At 39.1% G+C, this 26,204-nt stretch carries 22 protein-coding genes; 12 read left to right on the top strand and 10 right to left on the bottom strand.

Features of this window, described 5'->3' with window-relative positions; genetic code table 11:
- Window positions 1–7 precede the first annotated feature (7 nt).
- Window positions 8–1,804, bottom strand: a complete 1,797-nt coding sequence (gene lepA, locus H0W64_01835; GenBank protein MBA3660444.1) for an elongation factor 4 — start codon at window positions 1,802–1,804, stop codon at window positions 8–10.
- Between the two features lie 77 nt (window positions 1,805–1,881).
- On the opposite strand from lepA, the gene H0W64_01830 reads away from it, so the two are divergent.
- Window positions 1,882–2,259, top strand: coding sequence for an acyl-CoA thioesterase (locus H0W64_01830; GenBank protein MBA3660443.1), 378 nt, complete (start codon window positions 1,882–1,884; stop codon window positions 2,257–2,259).
- On the opposite strand, the gene H0W64_01825 is transcribed toward H0W64_01830, so the two are convergent.
- Window positions 2,256–2,693 carry a hypothetical protein gene (locus H0W64_01825; protein MBA3660442.1) on the bottom strand — a complete coding sequence of 146 codons (438 nt, stop codon included), beginning with the start codon at window positions 2,691–2,693 and terminating at the stop codon, window positions 2,256–2,258. The two genes, H0W64_01830 and H0W64_01825, sit on opposite strands and share 4 nt — an antisense overlap.
- The gene (locus tag H0W64_01820) at window positions 2,674–2,961 is read right to left on the bottom strand and encodes a succinate dehydrogenase assembly factor 2 (protein ID MBA3660441.1); all 288 of its coding nucleotides are present in this window, start codon (window positions 2,959–2,961) and stop codon (window positions 2,674–2,676) included. The genes H0W64_01825 and H0W64_01820 overlap by 20 nt, the downstream gene beginning before the upstream one ends.
- Window positions 2,962–3,031: 70 nt before the next feature.
- Between H0W64_01820 and H0W64_01815 the strand changes: the two genes are divergently transcribed.
- The 5 genes from H0W64_01815 (at window position 3,032) to tdh (ending at window position 7,885) form a co-directional block, all read left to right on the top strand.
- Window positions 3,032–3,352, top strand: coding sequence for a hypothetical protein (locus H0W64_01815; GenBank protein ID MBA3660440.1), 321 nt, complete (start codon window positions 3,032–3,034; stop codon window positions 3,350–3,352).
- 62 nt (window positions 3,353–3,414) lie between these two features.
- A complete protein-coding gene (locus tag H0W64_01810; GenBank protein ID MBA3660439.1) occupies window positions 3,415–4,134 on the top strand; it encodes an FAD-dependent oxidoreductase in 720 nt (239 codons plus the stop codon).
- Between the two features lie 167 nt (window positions 4,135–4,301).
- Window positions 4,302–5,471 carry a hypothetical protein gene (locus H0W64_01805; GenBank protein ID MBA3660438.1) on the top strand — a complete coding sequence of 390 codons (1,170 nt, stop codon included), beginning with the start codon at window positions 4,302–4,304 and terminating at the stop codon, window positions 5,469–5,471.
- A 171-nt stretch (window positions 5,472–5,642) separates the two neighbouring features.
- Entirely contained in the window at window positions 5,643–6,839 is a 1,197-nt protein-coding gene (locus tag H0W64_01800; GenBank protein MBA3660437.1) for a glycine C-acetyltransferase, read from the top strand.
- A gap of 14 nt (window positions 6,840–6,853) precedes the next feature.
- On the top strand, window positions 6,854–7,885 hold the full coding sequence (gene tdh / locus H0W64_01795; GenBank protein MBA3660436.1) for an L-threonine 3-dehydrogenase: 1,032 nt from the start codon (window positions 6,854–6,856) through the stop codon (window positions 7,883–7,885).
- A 464-nt stretch (window positions 7,886–8,349) separates the two neighbouring features.
- On the opposite strand, the gene H0W64_01790 is transcribed toward tdh, so the two are convergent.
- Window positions 8,350–8,706 (bottom strand): hypothetical protein, encoded by a 357-nt coding sequence (locus tag H0W64_01790; protein MBA3660435.1) that lies wholly within the window; start codon window positions 8,704–8,706, stop codon window positions 8,350–8,352.
- Window positions 8,707–9,411: 705 nt separating this feature from the next.
- On the opposite strand from H0W64_01790, the gene H0W64_01785 reads away from it, so the two are divergent.
- Window positions 9,412–11,289, top strand: coding sequence for a hypothetical protein (locus H0W64_01785; protein MBA3660434.1), 1,878 nt, complete (start codon window positions 9,412–9,414; stop codon window positions 11,287–11,289).
- 147 nt (window positions 11,290–11,436) lie between these two features.
- Here the strand turns inward: H0W64_01785 and H0W64_01780 are convergent, their stop codons facing one another.
- The 3 genes from H0W64_01780 to htpG form a co-directional block, all read right to left on the bottom strand.
- Window positions 11,437–12,831 (bottom strand): leucyl aminopeptidase family protein, encoded by a 1,395-nt coding sequence (locus H0W64_01780; GenBank protein MBA3660433.1) that lies wholly within the window; start codon window positions 12,829–12,831, stop codon window positions 11,437–11,439.
- Window positions 12,832–13,950 (bottom strand): alanine dehydrogenase, encoded by a 1,119-nt coding sequence (ald, locus tag H0W64_01775; protein ID MBA3660432.1) that lies wholly within the window; start codon window positions 13,948–13,950, stop codon window positions 12,832–12,834.
- A 75-nt stretch (window positions 13,951–14,025) separates the two neighbouring features.
- Window positions 14,026–15,918 (bottom strand): molecular chaperone HtpG, encoded by a 1,893-nt coding sequence (gene htpG / locus H0W64_01770; GenBank protein ID MBA3660431.1) that lies wholly within the window; start codon window positions 15,916–15,918, stop codon window positions 14,026–14,028.
- A 218-nt stretch (window positions 15,919–16,136) separates the two neighbouring features.
- Between htpG and H0W64_01765 the strand changes: the two genes are divergently transcribed.
- Window positions 16,137–16,319 (top strand): hypothetical protein, encoded by a 183-nt coding sequence (locus H0W64_01765; GenBank protein ID MBA3660430.1) that lies wholly within the window; start codon window positions 16,137–16,139, stop codon window positions 16,317–16,319.
- Between the two features lie 92 nt (window positions 16,320–16,411).
- Here the strand turns inward: H0W64_01765 and H0W64_01760 are convergent, their stop codons facing one another.
- From H0W64_01760 to lptF, 3 genes are all read right to left on the bottom strand, one after another.
- A complete protein-coding gene (locus H0W64_01760; GenBank protein MBA3660429.1) occupies window positions 16,412–17,635 on the bottom strand; it encodes a hypothetical protein in 1,224 nt (407 codons plus the stop codon).
- 127 nt (window positions 17,636–17,762) lie between these two features.
- Window positions 17,763–18,833 (bottom strand): LPS export ABC transporter permease LptG, encoded by a 1,071-nt coding sequence (gene lptG, locus H0W64_01755; GenBank protein ID MBA3660428.1) that lies wholly within the window; start codon window positions 18,831–18,833, stop codon window positions 17,763–17,765.
- Window positions 18,830–19,933 (bottom strand): LPS export ABC transporter permease LptF, encoded by a 1,104-nt coding sequence (gene lptF / locus H0W64_01750; protein ID MBA3660427.1) that lies wholly within the window; start codon window positions 19,931–19,933, stop codon window positions 18,830–18,832. The genes lptG and lptF overlap by 4 nt, the downstream gene beginning before the upstream one ends.
- A 172-nt stretch (window positions 19,934–20,105) precedes the next feature.
- On the opposite strand from lptF, the gene H0W64_01745 reads away from it, so the two are divergent.
- From H0W64_01745 to H0W64_01730, 4 genes are read left to right on the top strand one after another with little or no spacing between them, the layout of a single operon-like run.
- Complete coding sequence (locus H0W64_01745) at window positions 20,106–21,608, top strand: leucyl aminopeptidase (protein MBA3660426.1); 1,503 nt, start codon at window positions 20,106–20,108, stop codon at window positions 21,606–21,608.
- 8 nt (window positions 21,609–21,616) lie between these two features.
- Window positions 21,617–22,051 (top strand): DNA polymerase III subunit chi, encoded by a 435-nt coding sequence (locus H0W64_01740; protein ID MBA3660425.1) that lies wholly within the window; start codon window positions 21,617–21,619, stop codon window positions 22,049–22,051.
- A gap of 17 nt (window positions 22,052–22,068) precedes the next feature.
- The gene (locus H0W64_01735; protein ID MBA3660424.1) at window positions 22,069–24,819 is read left to right on the top strand and encodes a valine--tRNA ligase; all 2,751 of its coding nucleotides are present in this window, start codon (window positions 22,069–22,071) and stop codon (window positions 24,817–24,819) included.
- 20 nt (window positions 24,820–24,839) lie between these two features.
- Window positions 24,840–26,177 (top strand): hypothetical protein, encoded by a 1,338-nt coding sequence (locus H0W64_01730; GenBank protein ID MBA3660423.1) that lies wholly within the window; start codon window positions 24,840–24,842, stop codon window positions 26,175–26,177.
- Window positions 26,178–26,204: the final 27 nt, after the last annotated feature.

Genomic DNA, 26,204 nt, shown 5'->3' with positions numbered 1-26,204 from the left:
ACAGTCTTTACTTTTTATCATTAATTTTTAACACAGCTAAGAAAGCTTCTTGAGGAACTTCAACATTCCCCACTTGTTTCATGCGTTTTTTACCTTCTTTTTGTTTCTCGAGTAATTTACGCTTCCGGCTAATATCACCCCCATAACATTTTGCAGTAACATTTTTACGAACTGCTTTGATGGTTTGCCGTGCAATAATGTGTCCACCAATGGCCGCTTGCACAGCCACATCAAACATTTGTCGGGGGATCAACTCTCTTAATTTTTCTGTAACCAATCTTCCACGCGATTGCGATTGTTCGCGATGGACGATAGATGCTAATGCATCAACTTTTTCTGCATTAATTAAAATATCTAGTTTGACTAAATCGCCTACGACAAAATGAGAAAAGCTATAGTCAAGCGAAGCATAGCCCCGACTTACCGATTTTAATCGATCAAAAAAATCGAGTACGATTTCACTCATCGGTAATTCATAGATGAGCGCAACTTGATTACCATGAAACAACATGCTTTTTTGGCTACCGCGTCTCTCTATACATAATGTAATGACATTACCTAAATGAATTTGTGGGACGAGGATATGGGCTTTGGCGATCGGTTCACGAATTTCTTTAATGTGATTAATGGGGGGTAATTTAGCCGGGTTATCAACATGCAAAATTTCATCTTTGTTGGTTAACACTTCGTAAATTACTGTAGGAGCTGTAGTAATTAATTCGAGATTATATTCACGTTCTAAGCGTTCTTGCACAATTTCCATGTGCAACATGCCTAAAAATCCGCAACGAAAACCAAAGCCTAACGCTTCCGATGATTCGGGCTCAAAAAACATAGCTGCATCATTTAAGCGTAGTTTGCTTAATGCTTCACGCAAGTTAGGAAAATCATCGGAATGAATAGGAAATAAACCCGCATAGACTTGCGGTTTAACTTTTTGAAATCCTGGTAAAGCTTGGGTTGAACCATGATATGAATGCGTTAGCGTATCACCGACGGGTGCACCATTAATTTCTTTGATCCCTGCAATAACGTATCCGACTTCACCCGCACTTAACTTACCCATCGCAACGCGCTTGGGAGTAAAGACACCGAGCCCTGTGACTTCATAAGCACGACCCGTCGACATGACTTGCATTTTTTCATTCATTTTTAGAGTGCCATTTTTTACCCTAACCAGAGACACAACGCCTAAATAGGCATCAAACCATGAATCAATAATCAATGCTTGTAAGGGTGCGTCGGGATCGCCTACGGGTGCTGGAATATCGGTAATAATTCGTTCTAATAACTCAGGGATCCCTAAGCCTTGCTTAGCACTGATGCGGATTGCATCTTGAGCTTCAATACCAATAATATCTTCAATTTCATGAATCACTCGCTCAGGGTCAGATTGAGGTAAATCAATTTTGTTTAAAACAGGGACAACGGTTAGCCCTTGATCAATAGCGGTATAACAAACAGCAACGGTTTGCGCTTCCACTCCCTGCCCCGCGTCAACAACCAATAAGGCACCTTCACAAGCAGCGAGGGAGCGGGATACTTCGTAAGAGAAGTCCACATGGCCTGGTGTGTCAATAAAGTTTAATTGGTAGGTTTCACCATTCAAGGCATTGTAATGCAGCGTAACGCTATGGGCTTTAATGGTAATGCCACGCTCTCGTTCTAAATCCATGGAGTCGAGAACTTGCGCTTGCATTTCGCGTTGCGCTAAACCTCCACAAAGTTGGATTAAACGATCGGCAAGTGTTGATTTACCGTGGTCAATATGTGCAATAATTGAGAAATTGCGAACGTTGCGCATGATTTAGCTGTCCAATAAGGGGCATGATAGTAACGTATTTTTGTTGAAAGTATCAACGACTATATCAGGAGTAAAGCATGTCAGACACTGGCCCCCGCGGTGAGTTAGCGTTACAAATTGTAGCCATGCCAGCCGATACGAATGCCAACGGCGATATCTTTGGTGGCTTCGTTGTTTCTTTAATGGACATGGGTGCAGGTATTGCAGCACGGAACTTTGCAAAAAGCCGCGTTGTCACTGTTGCAATAGATGGATTAGTTTTTATCAAACCAGTCTACGTGGGCGATACCATTGCTTGTTATGCAGAACACGTTAAAGTGGGCCGCACGTCTTTGCAAATTAGCATGGAAGTTTGGACACAATCTCTAGCGGATGGGTATAAGAAAGCAGCACATGGTTTATTTACTTTTGTTGCGATTAATGAAGATAGGAAACCCCATCCCGTATTACGTTAATAATGAATTTTTTTCCATCGTGTCGTTCGACAAGCAACGCATAAACGATTGTATTGTTCTGGAGTCAATGCATCATAAAAAACGACACACGCTTTCGGTAATTTTTGTTTTGCCATTTTGAAAAGTAAAATACTAACAAAAGGTGTAACGACACTCTCGCCTAAGAGTTGGGCGCGCTCTACCCCATCGTTCATTGCTAAAATCCACACCCCACCTTGTTGCACGCGTAAAGATCGTATCGATGTTTTAGCCTGAAAAAAAATAAGCGCTCGAAATCGAGAGATGAAGTAACTCACAATCACTAGACTGATCAGTAATTTAATCATCATTGAAACGTTTAAAACAGTTAGCGCCACCATGCTGGTTAAACTTAATACCAATAAGTAGAGAAAATAAAAGCGAGAATAAGAAAGATTAAATTGGTGATCTTGCATGGCAGCGAATCAATTCGACGAGAGGTAAAAATTCATCGTGCACTTCGACCTGGACGCCTAGAAGCCATTCATAAAGTAAAGGGTCGGGTAACGCGAGTAAATCGACGAATAATATTTTGTGTGCATCGGTTAAAGTTAGGTATTTTTCAGTGAGAAAGGCGCCTAAAATCATATCGAGTTCCAACATACCGCGGCGGCAGGCCCAGCTCAACGCTTTTAAGTTGTTTATTCTATTTAAATTTTGTGGAGTCATTTGATTTGTTAACATAACAGTAATCTTTTAACTAAAGAGATCGCTATACTAAAAGAAGGGTACTTTATCACAGGTAGGACTTATAATGTCAGACAATAAAAATTCTCAAAAAGACTTAAAAAGACCGCTTACTTTATTTTTAGAAAACCTTGAAATGATAAATTCCGATTCACGTGAGAATGTGCGCAAGGATCTTGTGCTGCTTACGATGAAAAATCCAGAACGTCCAGAGGAAGATTATGCAATGATTCAAGCTGGGAGAAAAGGTAAGGATGAGATAGATACTTACATAGGACTTTTATTTAAAGACCATCCAGATTTAATGACCCCGCACAATGAAGCACTTATCACTAAGTTAAGACAACAATTAGAAGTAAAGTTAACATCACCTCGGCTTAAAAAATAAAGTAGGGCTTTTTTTCTTCTTCATCTGTATTACAATGCGACTTAGTCGATCGAGGTTATCGCATGCCTATTTATGAATTAACACTAACGAAGCAGCAGAAAGTCGCGGAAGGCACACTGGTTTTTACTTTTGAAAAACCAGAAGGCTTCAATTTTAAACCAGGACAATATGGCGGTTTTACTTTATTAAATCCTGTAGAAACAGATGCGCTCGGTATTACCCGACGGTTTTCTTTACTCAGTACACCTGAGGATACCCATATTACGATTGCGACAAGAATTGATGCCGGGCTGAAGCACTCAGCCTATAAGCGTTGCTTAGTCGAATTACAGCCAGGTCATAAAATTAAATTTGCAGGACCAACTGGTACTTTCACTTTACATGAAGATGTCTCAAAACCCGCTGTCTTTATTGCGGGCGGCATTGGCGTTGCACCCTTTTACAGCATAATTAAACATCATCAAGCTCATCAATCCCAACAAGAAATTTATTTATTTTATGGTAATGCAACGCCCCAACATGCAGCTTTTTTAAATGAATTGCAATCTTTAGTCTCATCCACTTTTCATTTCATACCCACCATGGATCAAGCTCCCAGTTCTTGGCAAGGGGAAAGTGGCTTCATCAATAACGCTATGATTAAAAAATACATCAAAAATCTTAATGCACCGACCTACTACATTTGCGGCTCGCCAACTATGGTAACCACACTACAAGAAGTCTTAGCAGAAATGCAGATCGATGAAGATTTTATTCGTACGGAGGATTTCCCCGGATATTAAAAAATGATTGATATTTTTAATGCATTTACAACCCTCTGTATCTATTAAATTCTATTATTCAATGGGTTAAAAAACCCCACGGCAAGTACTTCCTAATCTTTTATCTCTTTCAGTGTCTTATACTAAAGATAAGACCCAAGCGGTTAAAATGAACTCGGAGAGAGCGAATGTTGAGACAAAACGACAACGAACTTGAGCAGAAGGTTAGAGCTCACTTAGATAACTTATACGCACTTTACGGCAATTCTATTCAAAATCTCATTAACAATGAGCATCGTGTTTTTGACTCCAAAAAGGATCTTCTAATTGGTGAAGGCGAAAATCAAAATATTGTGAAATTCGAAAAAAGTTCTACAGGAATAGCAAAGACGTTTAAAATGCTCAGTAAAGAGGAAAAAATTAGTTTTAAAACGCTTAAGCTTCCTGTAACTAATGAAGAAGCAGAGAAACTAAGAATGGCATTTGAAAATATTTCAGTTCAACTTAAAAACATTCTTAACGATTTTATTAATGAAAAGCAACACGATGAAGCCATTCCTGCAAAATCCATAACACACGCCAACAAATTTATACAAGATGCTGTTACCAATTATCTTTTTAATTTACCTGTTTATCTTCCCGGCGCCAAAGATAAAACTCCGGAAAATTTTTTTAAACGAGATATTTTTCGGGTTCTTTCGATGTATCATCATTCTAAACATAGGAATCATGCCCAAGAGCGCTATCATGAATATTATTCTGATCCAGAATCAGTGGGTCACAACAAGAGGTACAAATATGATGTCATAGCAGCATTTGATCTTGGTATCATAAACCCTGATCCCATCTACAGTCCGAGTTCGAGTCCTATTACTAGTCCTAACGTGAGCCCTGCTTCAAGTCCTAATTTAGGTCAGGCTTCACATCCTACAATTAAGTCTGCCGCAAAAGGGGACACGCAAACGATTATGACGAAATTGGCGCAAGCTTTTGGTGTAGCCAACAAAACCCCGCCTACCTCTCCTACTTTGAATAAGCCTATAAGCTTTAATTCAAATGAATCAACTTCACTCGGCGAAATGCAAAGGGAACCCGCAATGGGAAGGCCGCGAAGTAATGCAAGTGCGATAGTGCCCGATATAGATCATAAAAATGATAATAACCACAACAATAACTCCTCAGCTGAGCAATTTAATAATGAATCAACTTCACTCGGCGAAACGCAAAGGGAACCCACAATGGGAAGGCCGCGAAGTAATGCAAGGACGATATTGCCTAATCTTGATAACACAAATGATAAACCCAACAATGATTCCCCGGCTGAGGAATCTGATGGGGTTAAAACACCACGTATCTGATCGGCAATTTAGGATCAATTCTTATTGTTGTTTATTATAACCTCACCTGCGGCTACCCATTAAACGCTTGTCATCACCCGCGTGTTTAGGCCATAATTGTGTCAACTTTTGCACAACGTTTATATTTTGATCAAGGCGTAATGAATGACTACACTATCCAGGAGCAATGTCATGAACCGTGAAGGGTTTTTGAATTTTCTTAATGATGAAATTCACCAATTAAAAGCTACGGGGCTTTACAAAAGTGAGCGAGTTATTACCTCTCCCCAAAAAGCGGTGATTGAACTTGCTGGCGGACAAAAAGTTATTAATCTTTGCGCGAATAATTATTTAGGATTAGCAGACCATCCCCAACTTATCGAAGCCGCTAAAAAAGCGCTTGATGATTATGGTTACGGGATGTCATCGGTCCGCTTCATTTGCGGTACGCAATCGATTCACAAAGATTTAGAAAATAAGTTGAGTGCTTTTCTAGGGACTGAAGATACTATTCTTTACTCTTCTTGTTTTGATGCAAATGGAGGTCTTTTTGAAACTTTACTTGGCCCTGAGGATGCCATTATTAGTGATGCGCTTAATCACGCAAGCATCATTGATGGCGTTCGATTAAGTAAAGCAAAGCGGTTTCGTTATAACAATAACGATATGCATGATTTAGAAAATAAGTTGAAAGAAGCACAAGATACCCGGGTTAAACTTATCGCAACAGACGGTGTTTTTTCGATGGATGGTATAACTGCCAACTTGCCAGCGATTTGTGATTTAGCCGATAAATATAATGCCCTTGTGATGGTCGATGATTCACACGCTGTTGGATTGATGGGTGAAAATGGTCGCGGTACCCATGAATATCATCATGTCGTGCAGCGCATTGATTTATTAACCGGCACATTAGGAAAGGCATTGGGTGGCGCTTCAGGAGGTTACACCAGTGGTCGAAAAGAAATGATTGAATGGTTACGTCAACGTTCACGTCCTTATCTTTTTTCAAACACATTAGCACCCACCATCGCTGCAACTTCCATGACAGTCTTACAAATGTTAGAGGAAAATCATCATCTCATTAAAAAATTGCACGCCAATAGCCAGTACTTTCGCAAAGCAATGATGCAACTTGGTTTTAATTTAGTTCCTGGTGATCATCCTATTATTCCAGTGATGTTAGGTGATGCAAAATTAGCAAAACAATTTGCCGATCTAATGTTAAAAGAAGGGGTTTACGTGATTGGATTTTGCTATCCCGTTGTGCCTCTCAATCAGGCGCGCATTCGCACCCAAATGTCAGCAGGACACACCGAAGCACATCTCGATCAAGCGATAGCTGCTTTTGAAAAAGTGGGTAAGCAACTGAATGTCCTTTCAATATAAAAGAGAGTTTAAGCATGAAAGCCCTCGTTAAAACGAAACCTGAACTCGGTATTTGGTTAGAAGAAGTTCCAGAGCCAGTCATTGGTACCAATGATGTTTTAATTAAAATAAAAAAAACGGCAATTTGTGGAACTGACCTCCATATTTATAATTGGGATGATTGGGCCCAAAAACATATTGCGATACCCAAAATAATTGGCCATGAATTTGTTGGTGAAGTGGTAGAAATCGGCAAGGAAGTTACATCTTATTTTAAAATGGGTGATCGCGTATCAGGAGAAGGTCACATCGCGTGTGGTCATTGTCGAAATTGTCGTTCGGGTCGCGCGCATTTATGTCGCGTCAATGTGAGCGTCGGTGTAACCCGACATGGTGCCTTCGCTGAATATTTAGCCATACCTGCCACCAATGCCTACCCCATACCTGCCTCTATTTCGGATCGAGAAGCAGCCGTACTTGACCCTTTAGGTAATGCAACCCACACTGCTTTATCATTTGATTTAGTGGGCGAAGATATTTTAATCACAGGTGCAGGCCCTGTTGGCATCATGGCTGCAGCGGTTGCAAGGCACGTAGGCGCACGCCACATTGTGATCACCGATGTGAATCCATATCGGCTCAAACTCGCAGAGCAAGTGGGTATCACCCGCGCTGTCAACACAAGGGAAGTTTCATTGTCCCAAGTGATGAAAGACCTTGGCATGGTCGAAGGATTTGATGTGGGTTTAGAAATGTCCGGCAATGCCCAAGCTTTTAATGACATGATTGCCCATATGAATCATGCAGGGCAGGTAGCGTTACTTGGTTTCTTACCTGAATCAACAATGATAGATTGGTCACAAGTCATTATGAAAGGCTTAACTTTCAAAGGAATTTACGGCCGTGAAATGTATGATACTTGGTATAAAATGATTACGATGTTGCAAAGCGGTTTGAATATTACCCCTGTCATCACTCATGAATTACCCGCAAGTGATTATCAAAAAGCTTTTGAAATTATTAGGTCGGGCGAGTCCGGAAAGGTAGTTTTAAACTGGGAAAGCTAATTAAATTGAACTGATATCCTCGGTGCAAGTGAACTCTGAATCATTCCCATACAAAGCATAACAAATTAGCGATGCTGAAATCATCGCTAATTTGTTACTGAAGCTACATTTATTCCGAAGCTAACTTGAAAAGTATAAAAATAAAAATAATTAAATTTTATAAACGGTACGATATTTTCTCTCACAAACCATTAAGCTTAAAACTTAGCATCATTAGATAAAATTCCAATAGCAAAGAAAATAGTAAGAAGCCGAATAGGTTATTATTTGCTAAAATTAAGCATAAAAATGACACTCTCGCATCTTTAACTTCACTTAACTAATTGATAGAGAACTTTGGGACGAACAACGAGCAAAAACTGCCGGCATCTTCCATTTAAGGTGGTGAATAGTCTTCGAGCTTTAGTGTCGCCTTTAGCCAAACTGAGGACCGGTCAATGGTAACACTAACCTAAATTTTTTTATTACGAAACATTAATACCATCGAACGTTTGCGCTATTCTAAAATAAGGACCGTCTGTAACAACTTGATAATATTTGTGGGACTTAATAGCATCCTTAATCAAATTTTCAGAATATTTAGTTTTGTTAATCCAGTTTAAAGCCATATAGGGTGATTCGATGCCAGTTGGAGAATTAAAAAGCTTTTCTAAATTTTCTTTGCAAAGAAATTTAACCATATAATAATCGCTACCTCGCGGTTCCAGATAATAATTGATAGGTTGGCAATGAATTCTTTCGTATTGATGATCAGCCAGAGCGGTAGTCATCCCAGTAACTAGAATGATTGATAACACAGTTGTTATGAGTCTTTTCGTCATAAGTCAAATCCTTAACTAAAAATGAATTAAAAATACTACCTTAATGATGCTGTTTCAATCCTTTTAATGTAGCTGCTGAAATAATTATAGAAGGCCTGAAAACAAGGGCGCATTAAAGCTCTAGAGCAAAATACCTATCTACCAATCAGAGCTACCCATCCTTTATTCAGGAATTTTTTCAAACCAAATCTTCAAGTAACTAAACACCCTTCGCAACCGAACAACACCCTAAGGTCGTGAAATCGATAAAAAGTTCTGTATCTGCACGTCTAGCCCTTACTTAGTTGATTACTTGAATCACGATGATTGATTAGTTACAAGTTATTATGAAAGGCTTAACTTTCGATGGAATTTACGCTCGATAAATTATTAAACTTGCAAATGATTACGATTTTGCAAAGCGATTTGATATTACCTCTATTGTCACTCGTGAATTATCCACAAGAGATTATCAAAAGGCTTTTGAAATGATTATGACAGGTGAATTTATAAAGTAATTTTAAATGGTAAATAATACGATACAAATTCCACGTAAAAGGATAAATCTTAAGTAAATCTTAACACCATGACATAAATAAATTGCTGAGCAATCAAAATTTATAAAAATTTAATAAAAATAAAATTCCAAAGGGTTTTTTAATAAAGCTTTAATCATAATCTGTTTCAATATTCATTATTTAAATTTTCTATTGGAACAATTCGACTATGCTAAATCGAAAACCAACTCAACCATCCTGGACTTACAATATTCCTTATGATTTTACCTCAATCGTAAATGATATTATTATGGCGGATGAATCTGATGTTGATAATAACAATAATATCTATTCTAATAATCAACAGAAGACCGATGAATGGGTTATCATATTTAACCGTGATAAAAATGATAGACAACGCGTCATGGACGGATTAAGGGGTCGTTACCGAAAGGGGGATTCCTCAGTACATGAAGATTTACAACAACCTACAATTTTTTTAAAACGCTGCGACGCTCAGGATCTAGTCTGTGTGATTACATCTGCCTCTTACCTTTCTCTGTATGGAGGTACAAAACTAACTTCTGATCAAAGTCATTACAAGGGAACCATTCATGTTTTAGATAATGAAGCAAAAAATAATTTAGAGGCGCAAATTCAGGCAGAAAAAAAACTACCTTATAATTATCCGACAAGTTTTCATAATGTCGTTAAAGAACTCATTAAAGACTGTAAAAAATTTGACGTAAACACTAGGGTAGCAGAAGAACACGCTAAACTTGTGAAAACAAAATCCACTAAAAATTCAGCGTCCTCTGTGCAAACTAAACCAACCAAATCTACGCAAAACACTGTCGAATCGACAGACATCCAATCACCTAAGAGAAAAAGAAATCAGAAAATAATGACGCCATCGACCGAGATAAAGCAACCTTCCGAAGATATAATATTACCTACATGCAGAGCAAAACCTATTACACTTACCAATGGAATGAAGAGGAGTAGTTATAACAATAATCAATCTTTTGAATTAAATCCTGTGCTTTGCGAACAACAAGTGCTTCTTGACGATTTTATGCCAGCTTCTCATTTTGAAGAAAATTTATTATTCTTACCCCCTGTTAAACGTTTGATTGCATTATCCGAAAAAGCAATAACTATGGATTTAATAACTTCAATTTCTATTATTCAAAAAACCGAGCCATTTAGATTTTCACAAAGTAGTATTAAGACTGAGGATGTGAAGAACACAAGGAATGCAAAGAATGCAAAGAATCAATCTACGACAGATATTCTTAACTTATCAATATTACCGACTGAACTAGCTACAAAAATTAATACCAATTTGCAAGCGCTACGTAAAATTCGTAATTATGACCAGCTTCATCAAGCTAAACCTTTATTAATAGAACTTCAGATTTTACTGAACGAATCGTGGAACTTTGAAAGAATCCAAAATAAATCTCAACTCAATACATTAGCGATTTGCGATCACTTTGAAACTGTTATCGATCAACTTTTAAATATTCACGAAGGGTATTGCGCATCAGTTGATTTAGAAAATGAAGATAAAAAATTTCAAAAAGATGAAGAAAATAAAGAGAAAAATGAATCTATTGACCTTACCAATTTAATTGAAGAAGAAAATTATCAATCCAAGCTTCGATGGGTAGATTATGAAGATGGAACTTGCACCAGGCAGGAACACACTTATGCGAAACTTTATTTACCAAATCATTCCACCTTTTTTGTCAAACCTAAAACTAGAAGTCTTGAAGCTTATGACAAAAATAAAATCCCATCCAATCCTCTAGCTTATCACTACGCTATTACTGCTCGAATACGTCGTGATTTATTACAGATCGAAGAAGTGATCAATTTTAATTATAATCTTTGCAAAGAATTTATTGTCTTTATTGATAAACCTACAAAAGCATCTATTCTACAAAATGCTAAAGAAGATGCTAATAAGGAAAACCTAAAAACAAATTCGTTGCGTGAAAGTAATAACAACTCAATGGTGCGTTTATTTGATAGTAACAATAATAACTCGCGGTCAACACGACAGGTAAAACCAAAAAACCAACATGCTAATCGTATCCCATAAAATTTTGATTTAATGGCTTTTTCCAGGCTGGTGTAGGAGAAGGTAACCCTAGCACGGTCTGTTAAATCATAGGAGCATCCGAAAATTATTCCGTTTAGCTTTTGCGTACCCAAACGATAAGCAATGTACGGTGGTAAAAGCAAAAACTTAAGCGGATGGTTGATCAATAGGTGGGAACCGCTTTTTCAAATAACTAAATACTGCTCTAACCCCCATTGCCTCTCCGCCTTGTGGATGGCCAGGGCGCGTTCGAAGATTCCAAGCCATTAAATCAAAATGAAGCCATGGCACGCTATTTGGTACGAAATATCCTAAAAATAATGCAGCAGTCGTTGCGCCTGCGTAAGGTTCCATTGCATTGTTATTTAGATCTGCAATTGAGCTATACAGTAAATCCCGATAAGGAGCATACATTGGCAATTGCCAGATAGGATCCAGTAAATTTTCTCCCTCTTTCATAACTTCTGTGACTACTTTTTCATGCGTGGAAAAAACTGCGGCAATTTCGGTGCCCACAGCAATCCGAGCAGCACCGGTTAAAGTAGCAAAATCAATGAGAAGTTCTGGATTTTCGCTCGCACCTTCGTTCAATGCATCGGCTAATACTAACCGGCCTTCAGCATCTGTATTACCGATCTCGACAGTAAGACCTTGGCGGGTTTTAATAACATCACCAGGTCGGTATGAATTCCCATCAATGGCATTTTCAACCATGGGAATTAGCACGCGTAAACTAACAGGCAATTTAGCTTCTATAATCATTTGCGCAAGACCGAGCACATGCGCGCCACCACCCATATCTTTTTTCATTAACATCATATGCGCTGAACTTTTTAAATCGAGACCACCCGTATCAAAACACACCCCTTTGCCAACCAATGTGATTTTAGGGTTTTCCTTATTACCCCACCTGATGTCGACCAGCCGAGCTTCATCGTCACTGCCTTTTCCTACGGTATAAATACAGGGGTAATTAGCAACGAGCAAAGTCTCTCCAACAATTTCATTAAATTCACCTTGATGTTTTTCTGCAAATTCTTTCGCAAACTTTGCAAATTCAGAGGGTCCCAAATCATCCGTCGGTGTGTTAATTAAATTGCGAATTAAATAAATAGCATTGACTTGACTTACGACTGTTGTTTTATCAACACTTTCGGGTAAATATAACTTTGCAGGTACTTTTAAGGCAGCTTTATAGCGGGTAAATTGGTACGCACCTAACCCCCAAGCCAGCGCATACAATTCATATAAGGCATCGGGTAAATCTTGGAAAAAATAATTGCCTGCAGGTAGTAAATTGGGCAAATGACCGACTTGCCAAAAATTCTGCTTATCGACAAGTGTGCAGAGGACAAAATTGATTTGACCTGAATCATTAGGAACACAGAGAAAAGCACCGATTTCAGGTCGAAAATTGAGAGATTGCAACCACATTTTTATAGCATCGGACTGAGCCTCTGACCAGACTGCATAGTCCTGCTGTGCAACAATCTGGATCGGAATAAGGTGGGATGGACGTTCCGTTAAAAAACAAGTTGGCATTTAGCCTCCGATCATTTCTGCAGCCGGGGTGTAAGGTTCATTTAATGCTTCTGCAACAGCTTGATACGTTATCCTACCACGACAAATGTTTAAACCATTACGCAAATGAGTATCGCGACGCATCGCTTCTTCAAAGCCTAAATTAGCTAACGCGATAACAAAGGGCAATGTTGCATTATTAAGGGCAAACGTAGATGTTCGAGGCACACCGCCTGGCATATTTGCTACACAATAATGCACCACGCCATCGATAACATACGTTGGATCGGTATGCGTGGTTGCATGGGAGGTTTCAAAACACCCCCCCTGATCAATTGAGACGTCAACCACCACTGCACCATTACGCATGCCACTGAGCATTTTGCGCGTTAGAAGCTTGGGTGCAGAGGCACCTGGTATCAATACAGCGCCAATAACTAAGTCTGCAGTTAATACATGCTCTTCAATGGAATCAGTTGTTGAAAAAATAGTAGTGAGCTTGGAACCAAATTGTAAATCGAGCTGATAAAGACGGGCAATGGATTTATCAATCACCACCACTTGCGCACCCATGCCCATGGCCATTCGAACAGCATTCGTCCCTACAACGCCCCCACCTAACACCACTACTTTGGCAGGTGCGACACCGGGAACACCGCCCAATAATATTCCACGTCCGCCATTTTTAATTTCCAAACTATTCGCACCAGCTTGAATCGACATCCGACCAGCAACTTCACTCATGGGAGCAAGCAAAGGAAGTCCACCACTCGGATCTGTAACCGTTTCGTATGCAATAGCAATGCAATTGGACTGCTGCAATAGTTTTGCTTGCTCTGGATCGGGCGCTAAATGTAAATACGTAAATAGAATTTGTTCTTTGCGTAACATCGCACATTCATTAGGTTGTGGTTCTTTAACCTTCACGATCATATCTGCGCGTTCAAAAATTTCAGCAGGGGTTTCAATAATTTCCGCACCCACCTGTTGATAAGCTAGGTCATCGAAACCAATTCGCTCGCCCGCCCCTTTTTGAATTAACACCCGGTGACCGCGTACAGTTAATTCCCGGACACTGCCGGGAACTAAACCAACACGGTATTCAAAATTTTTAACTTCTTTTGGGACACCAATTAGCATGATGAATTCCTAATAAAGTAATAATTAAGTTTTTGCATCATGCCAATGTACTCCTAATGAAATGTTAAAAGTTTATTAAAGATTTTCCATCCATAACTTATTAAGACGTTTTACAAATGCTGCTGGATCTTGCAAATGGCTGCCTTCCGAAAGAAGTGCTTGCTCGAATAAAATAGTAACCCATTCTTGAAAAAGTTGATTATTATTTTCTACTTGAAGTTTTTTAATAATTTGATGAGCAGGATTTAATTCAAAAATAGGTTTAGCTTCACCAATAGGCTGTCCTGCTGCTTTCAGCATTCGCTCCATTTGCGGCCCTAACGCATCATGATCTCGTACTAAGCATACGGGGGATTCTGTGAGTCGATGTGACAAGCGCACTTCCTTTACTTTGTCGCCCAAAGTTGTTTTCATTTTTTGTATTAAAGCATTGAGTGCCGTTTCATCTTCTTCAGTTTTCTCTTGTTTATCCGGGTCCGCTTCGGGGAATTCATTCAAAGCAAGATCACCTTTCGCAACAGATTGAAACGATTTCCCTTCAAATTCATTTAAATGACTCATTAACCATTCATCAATGCGATCCGTCAGCAATAAAACTTCTATATTATTTTTCTTAAAAATTTCCAAATGTGGGCTGCCGAGCGCTGCAGGAATATTTTCTGCCGTTACATAATAAATTTTGGTTTGTGTTTCGGGCATGTTTTTTAAGTATTCAGTCAAAGAAACGGTTTGCGAAGCAGAATTTCGGGTGGTAGTGAAACGTAATAATTTTGCAATCTTGGCAAGATTGGAATGATCTTCTGCAGGACCTTCTTTTAAAACATTACCAAACGCTTGCCAAAATTGTTGATATTTTTCGGGTTCAGCAGTTGCCAACTTTTCTAACATATCTAAACTATGGCGCGTGATCGCACCTTTTAGCTTATTAAGCGTTGGATGATCTTGCAAAATTTCACGAGAAATATTTAAAGGAAGGGCATTGGTATCAATAATGCCACGCATAAATCTTAAATAATGCGGTAAAAATTGTTCAACGTGATCGAGAATAAAAACGCGTTGCACATACAATTTTAAACCAAAATGTTTATCTTGCTGAAAAAGATCAAAAGGCGGACGCGCTGGAAGAAATAACAACGCAGTGTAATCAATGTTACCCCCTTCGATTTTGTTATGGGTGTAAGCTAAGGGTGCTTCATAATCATGGCTAATGTATTTATAAAATTCTTGATACTGCGATTCGGTAATGCTCGCTTTCGGTAACGTCCACAGAGCTTTAGCCTGATTGACTACTTCCCATTCAGTCGTAGGTTCTTCTTTATCGTCAAGCTTTTGCATTTCAATTGGAATGTTTAAGTGATCAGAGTAGCGGGAGATGATATTACGTAAACGCCATTGATCTAAGAATTCAGTTTCAGTATCTTTTAGCTTTAAGATGATTTCTGTGCCACGTTCCGGTTTTTCAATTGATTCAATGGTGTATTCACCATCGCCCGTGGACTGCCAGGATACGCTTTCATTCGCTTCGGCATCGTATTTTCTAGTATTCACAGTAACTGAATCAGCCACCATGAAAGCGGAATAAAAACCTACCCCAAATTGACCGATCAGCGTCGCATCTTTCTTTTGGTCACCGGTCATTTGAGCCAAAAATTCTCGCGTACCGGATTTAGCAATCGTACCGAGATTATCGATCACTTCTTCCCGAGATAAACCAATGCCATTATCAGCAATAGTCAAAGTTTGAGCTTTTTTATCATAGGAGAGTCTAATTTTTAAATGTGGATCCTTACCATAAACATCAGGTTGGGTAATGGCTAAAAAACGTAATTTATCGCTAGCGTCGGATGCATTCGATAAGAGTTCACGTAAGAAAATTTCTTTATTGCTGTAAAGGGAATGAACAACAATATGTAATAATTGTTTAACCTCAGCTTCAAAACCACGTTTTTCTTTTAATTTGGAGTCCATAACAATCCCCTCTATTGAACTTATACATTATGTTTGAAAAAAAAATGATCAAAAAATCAAACTATTTGACTTTAATTTAATAAAGATGAAGCATACTACTAAATAAAAAGGGATTACATCAATCACGGTCTAGAATAAAACCAATACCGCATTGGAAAAAATTAAGAAGATAATTTTGGATCAAACGGGTGGAATTCAACACTTGGGAGGATGCAATAATGATGAGATTTTTTAAACCCAATCAACTGACCACGGAACAACGTCTTTTCTGCATAAGTGTAGCCAACATTGCTCTTACTACACTTTACAACGCCTATCAAATGACCAAGCAAGCTAATAATGCTGAACCGAAAAGAGCGCCTGTCAAAGAGAGGAAACTCTCAAGCTTTAAAATGAGATAATCAATAGATGCTTGAGTTTCATCGCAAGAAACTTTTTTGTTAAGAAGTTCCAAAAATGGAGGGAAAGCAATAACATTGCTCCCCCTTTCCGTTTATTTTCCGCGCTTTAACCCTGAAACAACCGTTTGCTGCTGTGCAGTTTCAGTTGGATGATTAAAATACGATGCAAAAAAGTTTAAAGGATTAATTAATTTCTTCGTGGTTTCGAAGTGACGACGGTACGCTAGATAATTTGGATTTTTTGAATTGAAAAGTGAAGGTTGATGCGCAGACTCTCGTTCTAAAGGCACCTTAGGCTTAGATTCAGAGGATTCTGTAATCGGAGGAACAGCTTCTGGTGATGCATTAGAAGCAATATTACCCACCCATTGCTTGAGCGTTTCCATTCCTTGCTGCTTTTTCCGACTCAATTCACCTGAATCAATGTAATTCCAAAGCGCGTCGAAACCATAATTCAAACCATTCATCGTGCCAAAATAAAAAACGGTTAAGGGCATCGTTATGCCTGCGCCGCGATAAAAAACTTTCAAGCCATTATGAGCATGAAGATTTTTAATGACGGTCGGTATTGAAGGGGCTTTCCCCTGGTCAAAATTAAACTGAGAAACACGATTCGTATTCACAACGCGAGCGCTGTATCCACCTAAACCAGCAATCATACCGGAGAGCACAGTAGCAGCAGCATTGCTTGCAAAGCCATATTGCTCTGGCGGTAAAAATTGATCAGTCTGCTTTTTTATAACGCCTTGCGAACCAATGCATAAAAAAACCGTAAAACCATTACTTGCCCATCGGGTGGTAAGACCCGTCCGATAAAATGCACCGTTATAAGGGTTATTTTTGGGTGGTCTTTTATTTTGTGTGTCCCAAAGGATTTTTTGATTAATAAAATATTGGCCGGAAAGAATATCTAATGTTGTTATGGCACCGACGGTCGCGCCAGTTTTTATGTACTCATTGGGAACCCGCGGGTTTTGCTTAGTCCCCATATAGCCTTCAACCATCTCAGCGATGCGACTATGATTGGCAAGCGCAGCATTTTTAATTAAACTTACTCTGCATGATGCTTTTAACCCGTTCGAAACAACTTCAGGATTTCGTTTTAAATCCTTGAAAAAATCTTTCATCGAAACAGCATTAGTAGCGGTTCGATTCATCCAGGCTTCCGGGAAATAACCCCCAAGCGCATTGACAAAACTTATCCCGACTGTGCTTGCTCCGGCACGTCCACAGTTCACCCAAAAGTTTGTGGAATTGCCTACAACGCAACCCGCTTTTTCAACAGGGGGTAATGCATCATTATTTCGATTATTCATTTCTACCGTCCTCGTTCTACAACGTTGATGTTAAGCGCAGTTGAATGTTTTGAGAAATTACAGAAGATGAAAACAGTGCGCCTGTTTTATTATTATTATGTTAGAGTTACAACGCTTCTTTAAAATCTTATCGTTGGATCAAACTTTTTGAAAGAATAAAACCAAGCATCGCGAAGACAAACAAAGGTAACAAGGCAGCAACTTGAGAAGGCAACTGATATACGATGCAAAGTTCGCCTAGTGTAGCATTTGTTATAAAAAATGCAAATCCAACGAGAATGCCCACCACAATCCGCCATCCCATCGTTGCTGTACTAAATGTAGCCAATACAAAGGGTATAGCGAGAAAGACCATTAAGAGGGCAGCGAGCGGTTGAAAAGCGCGGCGCCAAAATTCGTATTGATACCCAGCAGCTTGCAAGCCATTTTGTTTTAAATAGTGAGAAAATTTAGCAAGTTTTGCTAAAGACATTTCTTTGGCATCAAGCAAGCCAATATTCAATAAGGTGGGATTGATTTTAAGACGCCATAGTGCGTTTTCATACATTTCACTTTGCGTCCGTTGATCATAAAAGTGAGTTTGTACAACATCATACATTCTCCACTGCTTATGTTCGTAGGCTAATTTTTTAGCGTGATAAGTATTTAATAATCGATGTTGCGAATCGAATTCATACCGGGTGATTCCTTCTAACAATTGACGTCCGACTACCCTTTCAATGTGCACAAAATTATTATCGACATGAAGCCACACACCGGATGCAGTCACCACTGCAATCCCTGCATTTTTGGCATTTTCCTTTTGCACTGCAGCTTTATAATTTAAAAAAGGCGCGATTCCTTCGCCAAGAATGGCCATGACGAGGGTCAGCCCACCCACTGCCAGCAACGTCGTTTTAATCATCTGGCGAATGGAATATCCTGACGTGCGCATAATCGCTAATTCTTTGTGCGACGATAAAATGCTTAAGCCAATGATGCTACCTAATAAAATAAGCATCGGCGAAAATTGATAAAGTTCATTGGGCATTCGCAACAAGACATAAAACATAGCTTGCCACAAGCCATAATCTCCTTCGCCAATATTTTTTAATTCGCCAAGCATCATCAGCAAAGAAAAAACACCAAGAAAAACCAATCCCACTACCGTAGTCGCAAGCACTATCGTTTTACTAATGTAACGATCGAGGAGCTTCACGATTTAATCCATTTTTTATGATGACTGAATAATAAGCCCAAAATAAGTAAAATAAATAAACTATGCACCCACCACAATCCCACCATAATTGAAGTAAGATCTTGCTCTAACCAATGGCGAGCAATGAATAATAAATTAATATAAATGACATAAATTAAAATGGCGGGAAGAAGAATAATATACCGGCTTCCTCGCGGCCTAACATGACTTAAAGGAATAGCGAGCAACGCCAAAACAACCGCGGAAATTCCGATGGATAGGCGCCATTGTAATTCGGCTGCGCGTTTTGGATTTGCATAATCTTGCCAAAGTTTTTGCGAAGAAAGGGCTTCATTTTCAGGATGCGTAATTCGAACATCATTTTGAGGAATGCGCACAAAATAATTTTTATACTGAATTATTTTATAATCACTCTGACCCGGTATTCCCTCATAACGATAACCATCTGTTGTAACAAAAAATTGATCCTTACTAATTTTATCTTTTACTTGATAACCAAGCTTTGCAAATACAACCATCCACGGGCTTTGCGTTTGATCATTTTCATCAACTATTTTTTTTTCTTGCGCTAAAAAAACATTTTCAGCTCGTTCACGATCACGCGATAATTTTTCTACATACATCACATGCGCACCATCAGGACTAACTTGAAAACGTCCAGGTACGATGGTTTGAATTAAATGCAATGTGGCTTCATCACTCGACATCAGTTGCTGTCTTTTAGCTGAAATTATAGGATTGACCCATAACATCAAGAGTAAAATAATGAAGGTAATCAATCCTGTAACCCGTAATGTTAAACGCATGAGTTGTTTATTACCAAACCCACACATTTGCAAAATTGATAATTCGTGATCCGCATGAAGCCTGCCAAAAGTGAGCAAAATGGCGAGATATAAACCTAAGGGTAAAAGCAGGGAAAGAAGATAAGGGATTTCAAAACCGACTAAGGTAAGCATCACATTGGTAGGAATTTTACCAATCGCTGCGTAATTGAGATAACGAACCATTTGTTGGCTTAAGAAAGCTAACAATAAAATTACAATCACGCTTAATAGCGTTTGTAAAATTTCGCGCGTTAAATAGCGGGTAATAATCACAGACTGTAAAACCTTTTCCCGTTGAAAGGTAGGTATATTTTATGGGCTTTGCAGGATCGGGTAAAACCAAACACGCAGCCTCAAATGCGAATTTGAAAAATTATACCTTATTCTTTAAGTGACAAATCAATTTTTTTCAATAAACTTACAGACTTTTGAAAGGATAAACCCCATGAAAACAATTGTTGAACGCACAGCGTTTACCGCCCAACTCAAAACATGTTTGGTCATTGGGGTGCTTCAAAAAGGCCAATTGACGCCAACGGCGAAAGCAATCGATGATTTAAGTCAGGGGGCATTATCCACCTTACTCAAAACTTCTGGATTCGATGGACGTATTGGGCAAACGCTACCCATCTATCATTTAAACAATACACAGTTTGACTGCATTCTATTGGTTGGTTGCGGCAAAGCCCCTGTTTCACCCACGCAATTTAGAAAAGTGATTAATACAGCGATTAAATCTTTAGAAATTTATCAAGTCAAAGAAGCCGTAAGTTATCTGTCAGAAATACCAGTAAAGGGTCAAGAGACCTTTTGGAAAATAAAACAAAGTGTTGAAGGTGCTTGGGATGCGCTTTATCGTTTCGATCAATTCAAGACAGAAAAAGAACCCGCGATTAAATTAGAAAAATTAACGCTCCACATTGAGGATAATAAGGAGCTTAAACAATGCGAATTAGCAGTAGAACAAGGTGCCGCCATTGCCCAAGGAATCATACTGACTAAGAATTTAGCGAATTTACCGAGCAATATTTGCACGCCTTCTTATTTACTTCAACAGGCCCACGCTCTTGCCAAAGAAATTCCAACCCTCACTATCAATGCACTTGATCAAGAAGCCATGCAAGTCCTCAACATGGGTGCATTATTAGCGGTAGCAAAAGGAAGTAAAGAGCCGCCTTATATGATCTGCATCGAGTACAAAGGTGGCAAAGCAGATGCGGCCCCAATCGTATTGGTTGGCAAAGGCGTCACCTTCGATTCTGGCGGTATTTCGCTTAAAACGCCGGATGGTTTGGTGGGTATGAAGTATGACATGAGTGGAGCAGCTTCTGTATTTGGTACTTTAAAAGCGGCGTCTTTATTAAAATTACCCATTAACATTGTGGGGGTCATTCCAGCTGTTGAAAATATGCCCGATGGTGCCGCTTATAAACCTGAAGATATTCTGACCAGCATGTCAGGTCTTACCATTGAAGTGATCAGCACTGATGCTGAGGGACGCTTAATTCTTGGCGATGCCCTCACCTATTGTCAGCGTTACAACCCGGAAGTGGTTATAGACATCGCTACCCTTACAGGCGCGGTTATCATTGCACTAGGCTTTCAAACAACAGGCCTTATCGCCAATGACGATGATTTAGCAAAAGATTTATTAGAGGCAGGTCTTGAAAGTAATGATCGTGCTTGGCAATTACCTATGTGGGATGAATACCAAGAACAATTAAAAAGCCCTTTTGCCGACATGGCTAATGTGGGTGGGCGATCTGCAGGAACCATTACAGCCGGATGTTTTTTATCCCGTTTCGCTAAAAAATACCGGTGGGCGCATCTTGATATTGCTGGGACTGCAGGTATGGGCAACGGAGTCTATGATCGCATGAGTACGGGCCGACCTGTTCCGCTTTTAATGCAATATCTCATTGCCCAATCGCAGGATAAATCGGCATAGGCTCACAGGTGATCATTGAATTTTACGTATTAGATGTCGAAGCCTCGCCAAGGGGTTGGGTAAAATTATGTAATTTAATTGAAAATTTTTATAAGTCACACGACACACTCTTTATTCTGCAAGATGATGAGCATGCGGTGGAGCAATTAGACCGTCTTCTCTGGACTTATAAAGATGACAGTTTTATCCCTCATCAACGTTATAAATTGGATGATGTAAACCCCGCTCCCATACAACTTGGTGTACAATTACCCCCCGGGAAGGAACAGGGCACTTTCATTAACTTAACTTTAGCTGTGCCCGCAAGTTATCAAACCTACAGCAAAGTAATAGAAATTGTCTTTGAAGATCCCGCTAATAAAAAGGCTGCAAGGATTCGTTATCGGCAATATTTGCAAGATAACTGTAAAATCAGCACGCAAACTATAAAAACGAACTATTGAGATAAGAATACATGACGATCGATAAAATCTATCAACCTGAAGCAATCGAAAAAAGCTGGTACGAACGCTGGGAAAAAAATGGATACTTTGCGCCACAAGGAAAAGGCGAATCCTATTGCATTATGTTACCACCGCCCAATGTGACTGGCAGTCTCCACATGGGTCATGGTTTTGGTTTTACATTGATCGATGTCTTAATTCGTTATGAACGCATGCGCGGTAAAAATACTTTGTGGCAAACAGGGACAGATCATGCAGGGATAGCGACGCAAATGGTCGTGGAAAGAAAATTAAATGCGACCAACCAATCCCGTCATGATTTGGGACGCGAAGCATTTATGGAGAAAGTCTGGGAATGGAAAGCGGAATCAGGAAATAATATTACCCGTCAACTACGTCGTTTGGGCGCGTCGATGGATTGGGAGCGTGAGCGCTTTACGATGGATGAAAATTTATCGTTTGCGGTGCGGGAAGTTTTTATTCAACTTTATGAAGAAGGTTTAATTTATCGTGGAAAACGTTTAGTTAATTGGGATCCTGTGTTACTGACGGCAATTTCCGATCTTGAAGTGATTAATCAGGAAGAAGAAGGCTCTCTATGGCATATCCGTTATCCGCTAGTGGATGGCGGTTTTTTAACGGTTGCAACGACACGACCGGAAACATTATTAGGCGATGTCGCCATCGCAGTTCATCCTGATGATGCGCGTTACCAACCGCTCATTGGTAAAATGGTGAAATTACCCCTCACTGATCGCATGATTCCTGTCATTGCCGATGATTATGTTGATCCTGCCTTTGGTTCGGGATGTGTCAAAATTACCCCCGCGCATGATTTTAATGATTACGCCATAGGCATGCGCCATCAACTTGAACCCATCAACATATTAACACCGCGTGCAACACTCAATGAAAACACTCCCCTTGCTTATCAGAATTTAGATCGATTTGTTGCCCGCAAACAAATCATCATTGATTTACAAAAAGCTGATCTCATCGAAAAGATCGACAAACATCTTTTAAAAATTCCACGGGGTGACCGATCAGATGCTGTGATCGAACCTTATTTAACACATCAATGGTATGTCAATTCCAAAGCACTCGCAGAACCTGCAATCGCCGCGGTCGAATCGGGCGAAGTTAAATTCATTCCTGAGAATTGGAGTAAAACTTATTTCCAATGGATGAATAACATTGAAGATTGGTGCATTAGCCGACAACTATGGTGGGGCCATCGCATTCCTGTTTGGTACGATGAAAAAAATCAAACCTATGTGGGTCACAATGAAGCTGATGTTCGCAATCGCTATCAACTCCCTCAAGATACAGTATTAAGACAAGATGAAGATGTATTAGATACTTGGTTTTCTTCTGCATTATGGCCTTTTTCAAGTTTAGGCTGGCCGCATCATACACTTGATTTATTAACCTTCTTCCCTACGCAAGTCCTGATCACGGGTTTTGACATCATTTTCTTTTGGGTTGCACGGATGATCATGATGAGCTTGAAATTTACCGGGAAGGTCCCTTTTAAGGAAGTCTACATTACAGGACTTATTCGTGATGCTGAAGGTCATAAAATGTCAAAGACGAAAGGCAATGTGCTTGATCCTATCGATCTTATTGACGGTACAACATTAGATAAATTAATTGAAAAAAGAACGTATGGTTTAATGCAGCCGGCGATGGCAGAAAAAATTGCGCGGGCAACGCGCAAGGAATTTCCCGAAGGTATTCCAAGCTATGGAACTGATGCGTTGCGTTTCACTTTTTGCTCGCTTGCTTCTTATACACGTGAAATTCGTTTTGATGTTAATCGCCTTGGCGGTTACCGTAATTTCTGTAATAAACTGTGGAATGCAGCGCGCTATGTTTTAATGCAAACGGAAGATAAAGTCATTGGCACACCAATTAGCACTGCATTATCTTTGCCCGATCGCTATATTCGTGAGCAATTACGCAGAACCACAGAAGCTGCGCATGCAGCCCTTGCCAACTATCGTTACGATCTTTATGCACAAGCACTTTATGAATTCACTTGGAATGAATTTTGTGATTGGTATTTAGAATTTTCAAAACCTTTGCTCACAGAGCAAACTGATCAAACCCTTGCTGCGAACACGCGTTTTATACTATTACAAACACTTGAAACTTTATTGCGCTTGTTGCACCCCATCATGCCCTATATTACAGAGGAAATTTGGCAACGCATTGCGCCGTTCGCTGGTGTTTCCGGTAAAACAATTATGTTAGCAAGCTATCCTGCAACGAGTGATTTTACCATTGACGAAGAGGCTTATATTGAAAGTGAATGGTTGAAAAAAGTCATCGTTGCCATTCGGACTTTACGTTCGGAAAGTAACATCTCCCCTGCTGTACACATTAAAATTCAATTTCGCAAAGGAACGGCGTTGGATAAAAAGAATTTTGAGCATAATCAACATTTACTTACTGCCCTTGCTAAAGTTGCAACTTTTGAATGGCTCGCTCATGATGCTTTAATTGAAGATGCAGCAACAACTGTATTGAGTGAACTTGAAATTTATCTTCCTTTTGAAGGGCTCATTAATAAAGATGAGGAAAGGACGCGTCTTAAAAAGGAAATTGAAAAACTTAAAAAAGATTTAGCGTTAGTTGAAGGAAAATTATTAAATCCTCAATTTAAAGAAAGAGCCCCTGCTGCGATTGTAGAAAAAGAAAATAATAAAGCTGAAGAAATAAAATCAACCTTAAGCAAACTTGAACATCAATTAATGAAACTAAAATAATTAAAGGTAAAGAAAATTACATGCAAACCCATGCCCATCTTCAAGCTCATCATAAAGAACGTATCCTTGTTTTATCTATTGACGGTGATAGATGTCTTTTTAATGACCAATATTACACTCTCCAATCTGACTCGAAGGTCCTAGAAGCGAACCAAACCCTCATTGATGAAATTGTGAAAAAAGTTGAAACCAATAACTATGATCGTGTCATCTTTATGGCCGGTTCCAATCGACAATCTAAAAGTATCGATGATGCTAATTCCGAACATAATGGTAGTGATTCTTATTTTGAAGCGCTGACTACCTTAACTCAAGCTGTTAAAAACAAATTGCATGTTTCTTGTGAATTGGATCAATTTTTATTATCTGATCTTTATTCGGATCGTCCCTTCGGCGAAAACTTCACGAACTCCCTTAACAAAAATCCGAATTATCAATTTGGTGATTATATTTGGGATGACGATAAAATTTCATTGCTTTATGCTCAATTTCATAAAATAGCAAGTGAAAATCCCCAAGCCAACATTGACTTTAATTTCATTGATGATCGAATGGATATTATCGAAGGGCTTAGTTTATTTTATACTAGGAATCAACTCTTAATTCCGCATAACCTGGACCTTACCTTGAATCATTACGAAGGGTCAACGGTATCCCCTATTGAAAACAGCACCCTGAAATCTACTTCATTAACAAAAACTGGCATCATTGATTATCACTTTGTAGAAAATATTAAATTAATGGCCCAATGCTGTGGGTTTAGTATGAAGAACATGCTCGAAAGCCAACCCAATAATAGCATCAGTCAACGGTTAACAGGCGATGTAGAAAAAGTATTTATCAACAAGCGGATTATGTCCCTCTCCGATCTTAGTTGTGAATTAGAAAATGAAATAAATAAATTACATGATGCTAAACCCTTCACGCATGAAGTGGCTTTTCATGGTTTACTTTCAACCGCCAAACGGTTACTCCACGTTTTCAAAAATATGATTGAAGAGCGGAATAAAAATGAAGTTTTACATCAGGAACTTTCATCGCAAAGCACTTTTCAAATCTTAAAAGAGACTCTATTCCTTTTACGAGAAGTAGCTTCCAAAGAATTTTATACAGATGATTTATCTTGTGAACGAATTACTCATGCCATCAAAAAATTAAATAATACGCATAACCAACTTACCAATCCTAAGATTGCTCTGCATCACATGAGTCAATTTTTATTTAATTTGTTTCCTCAAACCAATCGTGTCCGTAAACTTACTCAAGAATTTACTGAACGCTTACAAAATTTTATTGATGTTGAAAAGAAGTTATATAGTCATTCGAATGCAAACATAAGATTTGCACGACATCATTAATTCATAATTTCATGCCCATTATTCATG

The organism is Gammaproteobacteria bacterium, assembly GCA_013816845.1.
In the GTDB taxonomy this organism is placed as follows: domain Bacteria; phylum Pseudomonadota; class Gammaproteobacteria; order DSM-16500; family DSM-16500; genus Aquicella.
Note: the sequence above shows the minus strand (reverse complement) of the source record. Positions and strands in the feature narration are given on the sequence as shown.